General features: G+C 48.8%; 12 protein-coding genes. 8 read left to right on the plus strand and 4 right to left on the minus strand.

Annotated features, from left to right (window positions below; translation table 11 throughout):
- Positions 1–230: 230 nt before the first annotated feature.
- Positions 231–1,034: a helix-turn-helix domain-containing protein gene (locus tag AC2TDN_RS08380; RefSeq protein WP_484687624.1), complete on the plus strand. Its 804-nt coding sequence runs from the start codon at positions 231–233 to the stop codon at positions 1,032–1,034.
- Positions 1,035–1,103: 69 nt separating this feature from the next.
- On the opposite strand, the gene AC2TDN_RS08385 is transcribed toward AC2TDN_RS08380, so the two are convergent.
- The gene (locus tag AC2TDN_RS08385; RefSeq protein WP_484687625.1) at positions 1,104–2,276 is read right to left on the minus strand and encodes a GGDEF domain-containing protein; all 1,173 of its coding nucleotides are present in this window, start codon (positions 2,274–2,276) and stop codon (positions 1,104–1,106) included.
- Positions 2,277–2,399: 123 nt separating this feature from the next.
- Between AC2TDN_RS08385 and AC2TDN_RS08390 the strand changes: the two genes are divergently transcribed.
- The 3 genes from AC2TDN_RS08390 to AC2TDN_RS08400 are packed head-to-tail and all read left to right on the plus strand — an operon-like array spanning position 2,400 to position 8,217.
- Positions 2,400–3,527, plus strand: coding sequence for a glycosyltransferase family 4 protein (locus tag AC2TDN_RS08390; RefSeq protein WP_484687626.1), 1,128 nt, complete (start codon positions 2,400–2,402; stop codon positions 3,525–3,527).
- A 33-nt stretch (positions 3,528–3,560) separates the two neighbouring features.
- Positions 3,561–4,847, plus strand: a complete 1,287-nt coding sequence (locus tag AC2TDN_RS08395) for a metallophosphoesterase family protein (RefSeq protein ID WP_484687627.1) — start codon at positions 3,561–3,563, stop codon at positions 4,845–4,847.
- A gap of 46 nt (positions 4,848–4,893) precedes the next feature.
- Entirely contained in the window at positions 4,894–8,217 is a 3,324-nt protein-coding gene (locus tag AC2TDN_RS08400; RefSeq protein ID WP_484687628.1) for an AAA family ATPase, read from the plus strand.
- Positions 8,218–8,236: 19 nt separating this feature from the next.
- Here the strand turns inward: AC2TDN_RS08400 and AC2TDN_RS08405 are convergent, their stop codons facing one another.
- Both AC2TDN_RS08405 and AC2TDN_RS08410 read right to left on the minus strand, forming a co-directional pair.
- Positions 8,237–9,277: a YkvI family membrane protein gene (locus AC2TDN_RS08405; protein ID WP_482066690.1), complete on the minus strand. Its 1,041-nt coding sequence runs from the start codon at positions 9,275–9,277 to the stop codon at positions 8,237–8,239.
- 294 nt (positions 9,278–9,571) lie between these two features.
- Positions 9,572–10,282: a hypothetical protein gene (locus AC2TDN_RS08410; protein WP_484687629.1), complete on the minus strand. Its 711-nt coding sequence runs from the start codon at positions 10,280–10,282 to the stop codon at positions 9,572–9,574.
- Positions 10,283–10,551: 269 nt separating this feature from the next.
- Here AC2TDN_RS08410 and AC2TDN_RS08415 point away from each other — a divergent pair, with 269 nt between their 5' ends.
- The 3 genes from AC2TDN_RS08415 (at position 10,552) to AC2TDN_RS08425 (ending at position 11,876) form a co-directional block, all read left to right on the plus strand.
- Positions 10,552–11,121, plus strand: a complete 570-nt coding sequence (locus AC2TDN_RS08415) for a xanthine phosphoribosyltransferase (RefSeq protein WP_482066692.1) — start codon at positions 10,552–10,554, stop codon at positions 11,119–11,121.
- Positions 11,122–11,203: 82 nt separating this feature from the next.
- The gene (locus AC2TDN_RS08420) at positions 11,204–11,524 is read left to right on the plus strand and encodes a hypothetical protein (protein ID WP_484687630.1); all 321 of its coding nucleotides are present in this window, start codon (positions 11,204–11,206) and stop codon (positions 11,522–11,524) included.
- 127 nt (positions 11,525–11,651) lie between these two features.
- The gene (locus AC2TDN_RS08425; RefSeq protein ID WP_484687631.1) at positions 11,652–11,876 is read left to right on the plus strand and encodes a hypothetical protein; all 225 of its coding nucleotides are present in this window, start codon (positions 11,652–11,654) and stop codon (positions 11,874–11,876) included.
- Between the two features lie 94 nt (positions 11,877–11,970).
- Here the strand turns inward: AC2TDN_RS08425 and AC2TDN_RS08430 are convergent, their stop codons facing one another.
- A complete protein-coding gene (locus AC2TDN_RS08430; protein WP_484687632.1) occupies positions 11,971–12,963 on the minus strand; it encodes an NAD(P)-dependent alcohol dehydrogenase in 993 nt (330 codons plus the stop codon).
- A gap of 147 nt (positions 12,964–13,110) precedes the next feature.
- Between AC2TDN_RS08430 and AC2TDN_RS08435 the strand changes: the two genes are divergently transcribed.
- Complete coding sequence (locus tag AC2TDN_RS08435) at positions 13,111–14,289, plus strand: acyltransferase family protein (RefSeq protein WP_484687633.1); 1,179 nt, start codon at positions 13,111–13,113, stop codon at positions 14,287–14,289.
- Positions 14,290–14,474 lie beyond the last annotated feature (185 nt).

A 14,474-nucleotide genomic window follows, 5' to 3' on the forward strand; every position in this document is an offset into this window, starting at 1 on the left:
GAACGTATTGAAGCGCTGCAGCTTCGAGCGCATTGCTCGTCGCAAACGGAAATGAAAGTCAGATAACCTATGCTATAAAAAAACACCGCAGCAGTCGGTGTTTTTTTACTTTATGCGTATGAGGGGTTCCATATAATAGAAAGATATGATATTATTTATGCGAACACTAGTTCTGTTTTTTTGGCTGACAAGCTAACAAGGCGGAGCATAGGCGGAGGGAAGGGATCGCGATGGTGACGGATCGGTATTCGGAAATAGATGAGGTAATCGCTTATATTCATGCCAATATTTATGAGCCGCTGCCGCTTTCTCGATTGGCACAGCATGCCGGCTATAGCAGCTTTCATTTCACTCGTATTTTTAAAGAGAGAGTCGGTCTCTCTCCCTTGTATTATGCTTCCTCCCATCGCTTGCAAAAAGCGAAGGCTTTGCTGCTGCATACGAATTTGAGCATTCGCGATGTTGGACTCGAGATCGGGCAGCAAAGCCTTGGAACCTTTACCTCCAGATTTACCGAGCGAGTGGGCGTGACGCCGTCTGAATTTCGCAACTCAGCCCTTCAAGTGGACGATCAAATGCGTTCTCTGCAAGAGCTGAACGATTGGACAAAGCTTGAAATTTCTACGAACAAATACGACCGGATTGAAGGAACCGTTCATGCTGAGATTCCCTTTAACGGAGTCGTTCTGATCGGTTTGTTCGCCAAACCAATCCCTGAAGGTCTGCCTTTATACGGAACGCTGCTTTCCTCGCTTGGCCAGTTTTGCTTGACGGGCGTCAAACCCGGCACCTATTATCTGATGGCTACATCGGTTTCTTGGGGGATGCAAGCAAATGATGTTTTGCTGCCGCAAAACACGCTGCGAACAAGAACCAGAGAGCCAATTACCGTCACGGGCAGACTTGCTGTTCCACATCAGCAGGTTATGCTCTATACGCCTCGACCGGACGATCCGCCGATTCTCATTTCCCTGCCTTTGCTGATGAATAATTTTCTCAAGCAAGTAGCTCCATATAACAGCAGAAAGCCATGACCAATTGAAGCGGAACTCAAAAAAAAGCTTACCCATCTCGCTTTAAGCAGGAGGGACAAGCGCAAAAGTTTATGCACGTGATTTTTTGTGCGAAGCGGTTGACTTGAACGGTGTTACTTTATTTTTGCCTGTCGTTTTCGAATGGTACATTGCTTCGTCGGCTTGCTTAATCAACTCTTGAACAACCTTGCTTTCTTTGGTTGTACTAAAGCCGACGCTTATCGTAACCATCGTTTCCTTCTCCACTCTGGACCGGATCGATTCAGCAACAATCTCTGGCTTCACACGCTCTGTACTAATGCAGCTCAGCAGCTCTTCCCCGCCATAACGTCCCGCCGAGCCTATGCCGCTGGATTCCTCCTTAATGATTTCGGCGACCTGCTTAAGCACTCCGTCAGCCTTATGATGGCCATGCGTATCATTTAAGTTCTTGAAGTTATCAATGTCGCAAAATAGAATCGCCATCGGCTTGTTCCTTTGGAGCAGCAGCTCGGCCTTTGAATAAAAATGACGCCGGTTATATAAGCCGGTCAAGCCGTCTGTGATAGACGAGTGATAGGTATACATAAGACGCTCGATTACCCATTCAAAGAGCAAAATAAATAAAAGCGAGTAATAGATAACCGGCAGCAGCTGGGTGAACGAAATCAACCAGATGAGCGAGCCGTGGAATACATAGGCATTGGCGAGCCTAGCAAGCTCGCTTGCGAAAAATACGATAAGGCTGGCATAATATTTGGAGCTCATGTCCGCGCTTCTGGTGTCGATCATGACCATAAAAATGACAATTAATCCATAGAAGTCGAGAGCAGGAAAAGTAAAGGCTTGCGCCTCGAAAGCCGTTTCCGCAGTAAAGCGCGTAATCGCAAATTGTATACCTGCAATAACGAAAGTCAACATACTCATAATGATAAAGGGGATGACTTTCAACTGAGCAGAACGATGAGTATATAATTTCATGAAAACAAAGTTTATAATAATAAAAGAAATGATTTGCATGATCGTGAAAGCCAAATGAAGCCACGGGGATAATGACCAGCCCGGATAGGCAAGAATGACGAGCAAGCCATGCTTGACGATAATGAGCGGTATAGCTGTAATGAGCAAGCGGTACGTTCGTTTATTGCGGTAGCTGGCATATAGCTTCACCGACATAAAAAGCATAAGAACGAGAATGACGATAACAGCCGATGAAGAGAGCAGCTGGCCGTTTGGGCCTGAAAGCCATTGTGTAATTGACATGAGTTAACCACCGATATCTAGTATAGTACGAACAGCTTTACAGAAACATATGTTCTAATATATCATGTTTTACGGTGAACGAATAGTTAAGGGCAGACGTTTTATGTTGAAAGGATGGGACACATGAATATTTTACAAGCCTTATTTTTTCCACCGGAGCAGCCGGGCGGAGTTTCATCGATGATCCCGTACATTCAGGATAGATTTATAAAAATAGGCTGGCAGATGGAATTATTCTCGTTGCCTAAGCGAGTTAGAAGCAAGGGCCAAGAGGACGTCGTGTTCGAGACCTTTGATCATACGATCTATAGAGGAAACGCAATGGTAGACAAATATATTCAAACCTATAAGGATTACGTATGGTGGACCAAAATGCGCATTAAAAAGCCATACGATATTATACATGCCCATCATCCGATTGCAGCGCTCGTTATGAAGCAGCTATTCCCAGAAACGCCGCTGGCGGTGACGATCCACTCCAGCTTCGAGCGCGAGCTTATTTTGAACGGGAAAATTACAGAAGGCGGGCCGGAGCATCAATTCCTAATGAGTCTTTATGGCGAGCTGGAGGCGAAGGCGGATCATTTGCTGACCGTTTCCGAGTCGTTCCGTACGTATATATCTCCTCATATTAAGCATCCGGAGAAAATTAAAGTCATTCCGAACGGCTTTGATGAAAAACGATTTAGGCCGATCGCCCATGAAAATGCGATAACACAGCTCATTACGGTATGCAGGCTTGTCCCTGCGAAAGGACTTGACGTGCTGCTTCATGCATGCGCGGAGCTTAAGCAGAAGGGCCATCCGTTTGTCCTGCATATTATCGGAGACGGACCGATTCGCGAGGAGCTGGAGGCGTTAGCGGTAAAGCTGGATTTATACGACGATATTATTTTTTATGGCTACATGCTTCATCCTGAGGAGTTTATGCCCTTCTTCGATGTGTTCGTATTGCCCTCGCGGGCGGAGGCGTTTGGCTCTGTATTCGCAGAGGCCGCGTTATGCTGGCTCGCGCTGGTGGGTACGAATGTGGGCGGCATAGCCGAGCAAATCGATGACGGAGTCAACGGATTGCTAGTGCCGCCGGAGGATCCAGCAGCGCTTGCAGACGCGCTCGAGAAGGTCGTGACCGATCCTACCTATCGGTACAATCTGGCAAGGGCAGGATGGGATAAGGCGAAGAAGGTATATTCGCTGCAACGAGTCATTGCTCAGCTGAAAAAGGTTTATCTCAATATGAAGCCGAAGTAACTTTTTCATTTTAATAGAATAGGCGGTTATGGGATGTCGGTACCTTTTCGATTTATTCATGCAGCAGATTTGCATTTGGATAGCCCGTTCCGCGGACTTGCGAAGGCGCCGGGCCATGTAAGAGAAGCATTGGCTGACTCGACCTTCGCGGCGCTGCGGCAATTAACGGTGGCGGCGATTCGAGAGCAAGTGGATTTTATCGTTCTGGCAGGAGATTTATTCGATGAGGCGGATCGCTCTCTGCGGGCGCAGCTCATGCTCGTTCGAGAGTGGGAGAAGCTGGAGCAGCATGGCATTGGCGTGTTCATCATTCATGGGAATCATGATCCTCTGAGTGGGTCGAGAGCTGCTTTGATGCTGCCGTCCAATGTATTTGTTTTTGGAGCGGATCAGATGGAATATAAGCCGGCTTATCGCAGAAGCGGTGAGCTGGCTGCTTTTATTTACGGCAGATCGTATGGCAAGCGAGTTATGACTGAAAATATAGCTGCCAGCTACAGCATTCAGCCTGATGCGCCGTTTCATATCGCGCTGCTGCACGGCAACGTCGATGGCGACGGATCACATGACCCTTATGCGCCATGTACGCTAGGCGAGCTTATTGGCGGCAAAGGCTTTGACTATTGGGCGCTGGGGCATATTCATCACCGCAGAGTGCTGCATACCTATCCGCATGTCGTTTATTCGGGCAATACGCAGGGTAGAAATCCTCGCGAGATTGGAGCGAAAGGCTGCTACATTGTTGAAGTGTCGGCTTCGAGAGCCGTCGAGCTGAAGTTTTTGCCGATTGACCAGGTACGCTGGCTCGAAAGCAGCTATTCTATAGCTGAAATAAGCTCGGAGCAAGAGCTGCTGCAGCAGCTGGATGGTGTAATTGACCAAGTACTGGCCGAAGCAGAGGGGCGCTCGGTTATGCTTCGGCTTATTTTGACCGACCGCGGCCCGCTGCATCAGAAGCTGTCGGACCCAGCGATCGTGAGTACACTGCTTGAGCAGCTGCAGGAGGGCAGGCAGATTCTCTCTGGCGAAGCTTGGGTGCTCGTGCATGGGCTTGAGGTGAACACGGGAGCTTTGCTGAATTTGCAGGAGCTGGCGGTCGAGGACAGCTTCGCAGGTGAATTGTACCGATTAAGCGCGAGGCTCGCAGAGGACGAAACGCTGTGGCGTGATTTTGCAAAGGAAGCCGTTGGTCAGGTCGCAAGCCACGCGAAGCTGGGCAGGCTTATGCAGGGCAAATGGGACGAGCTTCCAAGGCGCTGGCTTGCGCAAGCGCAGGAGCTGACCGTTGGAGCAATCCGCGGAAATGATCGGGATGCATAAATCTAGGGCAATAGATGGATACGATACCTTTAGGAGTTGACGATGCATGAAGCTTATGAAGGCTGAAATTGACGGTTTCGGACAGCTGCATCGGCGGCAGGTGCCGCTCGATGCGCCGGTGGTCATCGTGTATGGTCCGAATGAAGCGGGCAAAAGCACCGTCTTCGGCTTCGTGCGCTCGATGCTCTACGGCTTCGCCAAACGCGGGCAGCCAAGCGAGCGGCAGGAGCCGGTAAATGGCGGCAGACATGGAGGACGTTTGTTTTTTGACGATGCAAGAGGCAGGCAATATGTGCTTGAACGCTATGCGGCTGATGGAACAGGCAAGCTGAAATTACGTGAAATCGGGCATTTGGCAGATGGAGCCCTGCAGTCGGAAGAAAGGGAGCGCCTTCTAGATGGTGCTGGGCCGATTGTTGCAGAAGGCGCTTGGCTCACGCAAACGGATTGGGAGCGGCAATTTCTTGGAGGTATAAGTGAAAGGCTGTACCGTCAATTATTCGCAGTCACCCTTACCGAGCTGCAAGAGGTGGGTACTCTGCCCAGCGATGAGCTAGGACGTTATTTGTATCAAGCGGGCTGGGATGACGGCAAGACGATTGCGGCAGCAGAGAAACGGCTGGCGCAGGAGATGGAAGCGCTTTTTAAGCCGCGCGGCACGAATCAGCAAATTAACCAACAGCTCAAATTGCTGGAGCAGCTTGAAGCTGAGCTGCGGAAAAGAAATGACGCTATCGCTTCGTACAATGATTTGGTGCAGCAGACGGCCAGGCTTGATGAATCACTCCGCTCGCTGGAGAAGGATCTGCCTGCGGCGGAATCTCGTCAAAAGCTGCTGAACAAGGCTTGTTCCGTTAGGCCGCTATGGATTCGCAAGGAGAAGCTGCTGCTGGAGCGCGAGCAAATTGCATATGCAGCGCGGCTTTCCGTTCATGCGGAGAAAGGCTGGGAGGAGCTGCTCCGGCAGCGGGCGGAGCATCGGGAGGAGATGGAGAAGCATCGGCAGAAAGCATTGCTGCTGGAGCTTCAGCTTGAGGCGATCAGCTATGATGATCAGCTTATCCGGCTCGGGGATGAAACGGAAGCTTTGCTGCAATCATCGGAGAGCATGCGGAAGCTTGCGCAGGATAGCGCCGAACGGGAGGCAGAGCTGCGGGAGCATGATGAGATGATCGCAAGACACGTCACCAGCATTGCGCCGGAGTGGACGGAGCGGCAGCTTAGAGAGCTTCAAGTAACGGTAGCCGATCGCGACAATGTGAGAGAGGCAAGGCAGCAGGAGCTTGAGCAGTCGCGGACGGAGGAGCGGTTCGCAGCGGAGCTTGAGACGCTGAAGCAGCAGGAGCGGGAAGCGAGCAGCGCCTTGGAGGAGGCGAGGTCAGCCGTTGCACAAGATGCAGCTAGGCAAGAACAGGCGGGCGGAGCCGGGTTTGAGGTGTTGCCGCGCACGCGTGATGCGCTGAAGGGGGCGTGGAACGCCCTCGATAGCGCGCTCCGCGAGTGGGAGCTCGAGCGGGCGCGCACTGCCGGCGCCGCCGGAGCCGCGAGCGATAGCGGGGCGGGAGGCCGCGGCGCGGCAGCTGCTGCGGGCCGAGGCGGAGCCGGCCCGCTTTGGGCTGCAGCGGCTGCCGCGGGCGGAGCTGCGCTGGCGCTGTGGTTTGCATCGGCGGCGGCGGGTGAGCCAGCCGGCGGAGCGGCATTAGCTGCGCTGGCGCTAGCGGTCGCGGCGCTTGTGCTTGCTGCGGCTGCGGTGCTGCGGAGCCGCAATGCGGGTCGTGTGGCCAGCAGCAATGATGGATCGCGCGGCCTAGGGCTTGGAAGGAGTGCTGACGCTTGCGACAGAGCGGATCAGCTAGCGTTAAGCGAACGGGAGAAGCGGATTTATCAGGCGCTGGAGACTATGGTGCGCGAGCCGCAGGAAGCTGCGGCAGCGCTGCTTGCGGCAAAGCATCACAGCTCGGCTGAGCACATGCTGGCAGCCGAACAGGCGCGCATTCAGCTGCGCGCCGCAGTGGAAGCCCGTCTCGAAGCGCTCCAAACGAGCGAGCGCCTCATCGACAACACCAGCGAGCTCGCCCGCCGCCTGGAGCGGCTGCGCGCGCACGCAGCAGGGCGCAGCGAAGCAGCCGCCGCCGCTGCGCAAACCAGGCAAGCCCTCGCCCGGCAATGGGCCGGCTGGCTTGCAGCACGCTCGCTGCCGGCCGGCATGTCTCCGGCAGCCGTGCTCGAAGCCTTCGACCTTGCCGAGCAAGCTTTGCAGCGGCTGCAGCAATACGACCGGCTGGCGGCAAAGCAAGCCGCCGCGGGCAAGCAGCTGGCCGCTTTCGCGAAGCAAGCGGCCGACTTGTGCGAGCAGCTCGAGGAAGCGAAGGCGCAGCTCGCTATAGATCCCGCGCTCGCACTGCGGCTGCTGCATGCCGAAATACGCCGGCATGCAGCAGCGAAGCTGGAGGCGCGCGGAATACTCGCGCGCCGCGATGAGCTGCATATGGCCATGCAAGCGGCCAATTCCCGTTTGCAGGAGCTGCAAGCTCTAATCGCAGCGCAAATAAATGAGGCAGAGCTTGCTAGCGAAGCGCAATATGAGCTGGCAACCCAGCATCGCCGCGACTTGCAGGAGCTTGAGCTTGAGCTTTCCAAGCTAACGCTTGAGATGACAGCCGGCCTGTCAGAGGAGCGAGTCGCCGAGCTGGAGCAGCTGTTCGGATTATACGATGAAGAGCGACTGCAAGCGCTGCAGGCAGAGTCAAGCTGCGAGCTTGAAGAGCTTGAGAAGCAGAAGCGGGAGCAGCTTGAGCAGCGTGGAAGCTTGCGGCAGTCTTTGGAGCATTTGCTTAAGGAAGAGGAGCACCAAAGGCTGCTATCTGACAAGGAAATGACGATAGCCAAGCTGGAGGCCGATGCGGAGCGTTACGCTGTACTTTCGATAAGCGCTGCATTAATTAGCCGAACGAAGCGGATTTACGAGGAGGAGCGACAGCCAGTCGTGCTGCGCAATGCGTCGCGTTTGATCGCGACGCTGACGGACGGCAAATATATTCGGGTGCTGACGACGCCTGGCGAGCCAGGAATAAGACTCGAAACCTCAGACAACCGCCTAATTGATAGTGCGCTGCTTAGCAGAGGGACCGCGGAGCAGGTGTACTTGGCGATGCGCTTCGCTTTAGCGGAGGAAGCTTCGCAAGGGACTAAGCTTCCTCTTATGCTGGACGATGTATTCGTTAATTTTGACCATGGGCGGCTGCATGCCGTTACGAGGCTGCTCGCGGAGCTGTCCGGCGATAGGCAGATGATTGTAATGACCTGTCATGAACATGTCAGGGATGCCATGCTTGAGCATTGTGAGGATGCAGTGCTCGTACAAATCTAGTTGTTTCTAACGCTTATACTTAAGTATGGGTTACTCGCTTGCGGATAATCAAGATAAGCCAGCCAAAGCTGATCAGTCCGAATAATGGATAAAGCGTCGACAGCAGCGGGCCAAATCCGATTTGGCTGGCTACATAACAGATGGCGAGAATGAGAAGGACAATTAAGCTGCGCGCCCATTTCAAACGCTCATGAAGCTGAAGGGTGAGCCCGTAAATGTCGGCGATAAGCGTCGTAAAGATTTCCGCGAAAATAATAAAAATATAAATGAATTGAACGCTTGGCCCAAGCTGTCTTGCGATGCCGCCCATTGGAATGGCAAATTGCTGAATGCCCGGCATATGAACGGATAGGGCGATATGACCGGCCAGCAGCATGAAGCCGATGCCGATTCCGCCGACCCAAGAGCCTGCAATGATTACTTTGCGATCGTTAATCTCCGCGCCAAGCGGTACGAGTACTGCCTGCGACATCGAGAGATTAAATGCGGTATACAGAAAAGGCGATGCCCATGCCGCCCATATCGAATGGTCGCTCGATAGCGTAATGAACTTGTCTGCACCCGGTGTTTGGAAGGTGTCGATCATAATGAGTACTGTGAATAGCAGCATAATGGGAACGACTATAGCATTAACCGTTAGGATGGCATTCATCCCTTTGCGCAGCAAAAAGTAGCAGGCGGCTATTGTAATCAGCAGTCCCGATTGATAGGAAATATTCCAATGCTCATAAAAGATCGTTCCGGCGCCAGCGAGCATGACGGCTGTTACGCCAAGGAGCACGACGAGCATGAAATGGCTGATGAGCCGCCCATATTTGTCGCCAAACAAAGCCTTATTTAAATCCTCGTACGATTTCGCTCTTATTTCGCTGGCTATGAGCATCATTTTGGTGCCCAGCCAGATGAACAATACGGTTGAGATTGCGATCGTTATCGTTCCCCAATACCCGAAACGGGTAAAAAATTGCAATATTTCTTGACCGGTGGCAAAGCCAGCTCCTACTATCGTACCCATATAGGTTGAAGCGATTTGCAGCACCTTTCCAGTACGTTTCCACATCGTCTACCGTCCTCCGTTCGATAACCCTCTATATAAGAAGGTATGTCCAATAGGGGACAGGCATGACTTTTTTCAAAATTTTAGGATACTAGATCGACATCAAGTGGAGTCAAATCATGTCCATGCTCATTACCATTGCTGTGTTCATTACGGCATTAGTATTCATATTGCTGAATCCGAAGGGGATTAACGAAGCGTTTGCTGCGACTGTATACCAAATATGGCTTGCTGTTCACCTTTCCGATCTTGTTGCTCGCATTGCTTGGCTTATGGGTGCAAGGATGGTCATAGCTATTAGTCGAGTGCAAGCAGCTTTATCGATACGATTTCATTATGTACAGGGTCTAGGTCAAGCTTTAGAAGCGCTCCTTTAGCTTTGTAGGACAACAAATACGTTGTCTGCTTATCCGGCTTCCCGAGCGCTTTCAGCGCAGTCTCGGGGTCGTCTCCTATGTGAAGTCCGCTCAGGCCGGCTGAAATGCTTTTATCATAAACCTCAATATATTGAACTTTCTTGTTAACGTTGATGCCGATGGCGAAGCCTTTGTATTCAAGCACCTTGATTGCCTCGTTCTCGTCATCGAGCTGGTAGCTGTCTACGGGCTTGCCAAAGAGCTTACTGACGGCTGCATCACTGTTGCCGATCGTAATGCCGTTTAGCTTTGGCGCATCTGCGCTCCATACAGCGTCTTGGCTTGCCGTTTTAACTGTAGCTTTCGTATCGTCTTTCTTCCCCGCCGTTGAGGTCTTGGCGCTCGTATCGCTCGTCGTTTCGACAAAGTTGGAATGCGGTTCATCCGTATGAAAATCATTGTCAGACTGCTCAATATATGTCTTCTGTGGGCTGTTTGGCTCGTCCTCCTCACTTTGAATCGGAGTTACGCTGCCCGTATAGGAATCGGGTGGAGTTGTCGCTGCGCTCTGACAGCCTGCGAGCAATAGGACAAGCGCAGAGGTAGCTGCAAGCATCGCTGCTTTTGTTTTTTCTTTTTTCTTAGGAAACATGAGCTGCACTTCCTTTCGTAATAATAGTGTAATCGGCATCCGTATTCTAATTGTTTGAATAAATCGAGTTGTGCATGAATAAAAGCGGCTCTCCTGATTTAGACGTAAAATGGTGGGAAAAGTTGCTCTTTTTTACCGTAGATTTGAAATTATTCCTTAGATATACTCGGATTGTTTTTTGGTTTCGGGCTAACGCCTTTAAGAGGGTTGCGCTTTTTGCCTGACCTATGGTACGTTAACGAAAAGGATTTTGGTGGAGGTAATGTAAGATGGAAAGCTTAAAACAACGTATTTTAGCTGAATCATCCGTGTTGTCGAGCAACGTGCTGCGGATGGATGCTTTGATAAACCACCAGGTCGACCCTGCATTGACGATGGAAATGGGACAAGAATTCGCAAGACGCTTCGCAGAAGAGCAAATTACGAAAGTCCTTACGGTTGAGTCTTCGGGCATACCCGCTGCATTCGCGACGGCGTACACGCTTGGCGTACCGCTCGTATTCGCTCGTCGGAAGAAGACGTTGATCGCAGATCCGGACGCATATTTGGAAAGAGTACCTTCCTTTACAAAGGGAATGGTTACCGATATTATGGTGTCAAAACAGTTTCTAACCGCAGAGGATCGGGTATTATTCATTGATGACATTATTGCGAATGGCGATGCTGCCCGTGGTCTCATCAAAATAATTCAGCGTTCGGGCGCAACCTTAATCGGCCTTGGCGTAGTCGTCGAGAAATCATTCCAAGCCGGTGGGAGAACCTTGCGGGAACAGGGCGTTCGAGTGGAGCCGCTCGTTCGTATTTCATCGCTAGATAACGGTGAAATCACATTTGAGTAACATGTTCCAGTACAAATGCTCTTTTCCCATCCAGCATTATCGCGTATACTAATACAGAAGTGATCGAGGGGAGGCACAAGTTATGGGGGAAATGTCTGCAGAGTTTATGTATGCGAAGCTTAACGATGCGAAAGTCCACTTTGAGCGTGCACTAGATTGCAAACATACGGAATTTGATGATTTATATCCTTATATGATCGAGCATCCGCAGTTTTTCTGGTACAAACGCTATGTGGCGTGGTCGGAGCTGCTAACGATTGTGAAGCTGTGCGACGAATTGTCTATTGAATGGCGGGATCAATTCACCGACCGTCAGAGCGAATATATCGGTAAGCGTGTAATGTCTTCACGCGTGCTGGATGAGTGGTATGAAACTAATGATGCCAAAGAGCATGCCGGTTAACCGAACTTCAATAGGTTGAGTGAACATTTTTTATAGGTTGAATGGAACCTCAATGTGATGCGCGAGCATGCATTGAGGTTTTTCAATACAGATACAGCTGCAAACAAGAATGCGGGAGGGAAGTTCAGTGATTAGCGAAGAGCAATTGGATCAATTCCGCGTTAGCGGGGAGACCGTTAGAGTCGTAAGAGATGCGATGGAAGTTAATGATGTACTCGGGATCGTAGTGGCATGGGACGAGTCCTCCGTTGTCATTCGCCGGCCTAATCGCCGTGTGGTAAAGCTAAGCCGCATTTACAGCTACTCGCCAGCATCTGAGGAACGTGCAAAGCCTTTTGAAGATGTTACATAAATAGAGATTTACGTATGATTAGGGAAGACCATTCAACTTTTGGATGGTTTTTTTTATGAGGAAGTGCCATCGACATCATGGAAAAAACACCTAATTACATATCATTTAAACTAGTATTTGATTCGATAGTAATGACAATTTTTCCTTTGGCATTTCCTTCACCAAGATACCGAAGAGCTTCCGCAGTCTCGTTTAACGGGTAACATTTATCAATAACAGGTACTACATTGCCGGATTCAAAAAGCTTTTTCATAACATTTAGATCCTCTTTGTTCGGCTTATGTATTAGAAGGCCCATTTGCTTATTCGTAATCATTGAAATCAATGGTCCTAGCAACATGACTTGGAAAAGTCGAGACATTAATCCGCCGACCATGATATAAATGCCATTTGGAAGTAATGCACGCTTGACATCGAATATCGAACGATCAGCCACAACATCAAGAATCAGATCGTAACGCCGTCCGTTTTTGGTGAAATCTTCTTCCGTGTAATCAATGACGTGGTCTGCACCAATCGAGCGCAGCATATCCAATTTCCTCTTGCTGTCCACGCCGGTCACTTCAGCCCCGAATGTTTTGGCAAGCTGCACCGCAAAAGTACCTACACCACCGCCCGCACCATTTATCAAAACCTTTTGCCCTTTTTTAATCTGTCCTTTATGGCGAAGTCCCTGCAGGGCAAGGATTACCGCTTGAGGTACGGCTGCTGCTTCCTCGAATGTCATGCTGGCAGATTTCAAAGCTAATGCACTTTCGGGAACACAAACATACTCGGCAAAACCACCCCAACCACATCCGGATATGTCCCCGAATACCTCATCGCCTGGCTGAAACTCTGTTGCGTTTGTGCCAACCGCTGCTACCCGCCCTGCTATGTCACAACCGAGTATTTTGTGTTTTGGTTTTGAAAGTCCTTCAAGTCGAACCAGGAACGGCGTGCCTGTCAGGAGATCCAAGTCCCATGAATTTACGGATGCAGCATAAACTTTTACCAGTACTTCTTTGTCCTTCGGAGTCGGTTTTTCTGCCTCTTTGAGTTGAAGAACCTCAGGTGGCCCGTAATTTGTGTATACAATTGCTTTCATGAGTTTCCTCCAAGTTCGAACTTTCTTTTGCCTATTGTCATGACCTTTAGATTTTTTTCCATCCAACTACATGGTTCGACATACCTGTTATGGATTTTTATGTTATTATCAATTGGAAAATTTGATTATGGGGACTGGTGTTGAACTTTGGAAACAAATCAACGTTTAGAACAATTAGACTCAATCAGAGGGCTTGCTGCAACTTCAGTAATTTTGGCTCACATTTCAATTATCATTCCAAGCACCAACATTGTTGAGAAGTTAAATAACACTCCTCTGCATTTATTTTGGCTTGGTCATGAATCCGTCATTTTGTTTTTTATTTTAAGCGGTTTTGTTCTATCTCTTCCCTATCACAATAATAAACAATCAAAGTACAGACATTATTTAATAAGACGAATATGCAGGATCCTGATACCGAGTGCTATATCTATATTGCTAATCATGCTCCTAATGAGCATATTATCACCTAGCAATATTACAGGAGTAAGCGATTGGGCTAATACGATATGGTCAACTCCTTTTACAACTGAGATGATTGTCAATCATTTCATTCTTTTAAAAGAGTTTGACACTATGAATCTAAATCCTGTCATATGGTCGCTAATTCATGAGATGAGAATTTCTTTAATATTCCCTCTGATTATGTGGCTAATAGTTCGCAATAATAAAGGTGTTAATGCGATTATTTTATTTTCTATACCTGTCATATACTTTTTGAGTTATTATATCCTTCTCAATTTGTTTTCCTACGATATAACATCATTCCGTGCTGGTTATTCTTCTTATCTACTCACACCACACTATGTTGCGTTCTTTATGTTAGGAGCTTTGCTTGCAAAATATAAGAGAGATTTCAGTGAACGATATAACAGATTATCATTTGCCTTCAAAATTGCATTATTAGTTATTGGATTGACTCTTTATATGTACGTTTGGCTAGTGCTGCCTAATCATTCTTTGTTGCATATGTTTATAATAAATGATTGGGCTATTGCTTTAGGATGTTGTATCTTCATATTATTTAGTTTAAACTCTAAAACATTAAAGTCGATTTTACTGTTTAAGCCAATACATTTTGTAGGTAAAATATCCTATAGTGTTTATTTGTATCATTTAATTGTAATGTTGACACTCCTATATTCATTATCTGGAAAGATGCCAGTCATATCAATTTTAGTTCTTTCATTTATTGTTTCATTTGTTATAGCAACGATAATGTATTATTTGGTTGAGGTTCCATCTGTAAAATTGGGGAGACTTTTAAGCACGAAACTCAATCCTGACCATTCGATCATTCCAAAAACAATTGAATTCGAAAATTAGTCAGTAGGGGAGTGATGGAATTATTATTTTAACTTGGAAACCAAGGGAAAAGGGATTAACACTCGTTTTTGATTGGGTTGGAAATAAATTAGTAAGAAGGAAAGTATAGATTTTATTCAATAAATGAGAAGCTATAAAAGCATCATCATCCGATGGTGCTTTTCTTAAGCCTATGAGTGTGTATG

The sequence above is a fragment of the Paenibacillus sp. Y660 genome (assembly GCF_057221575.1).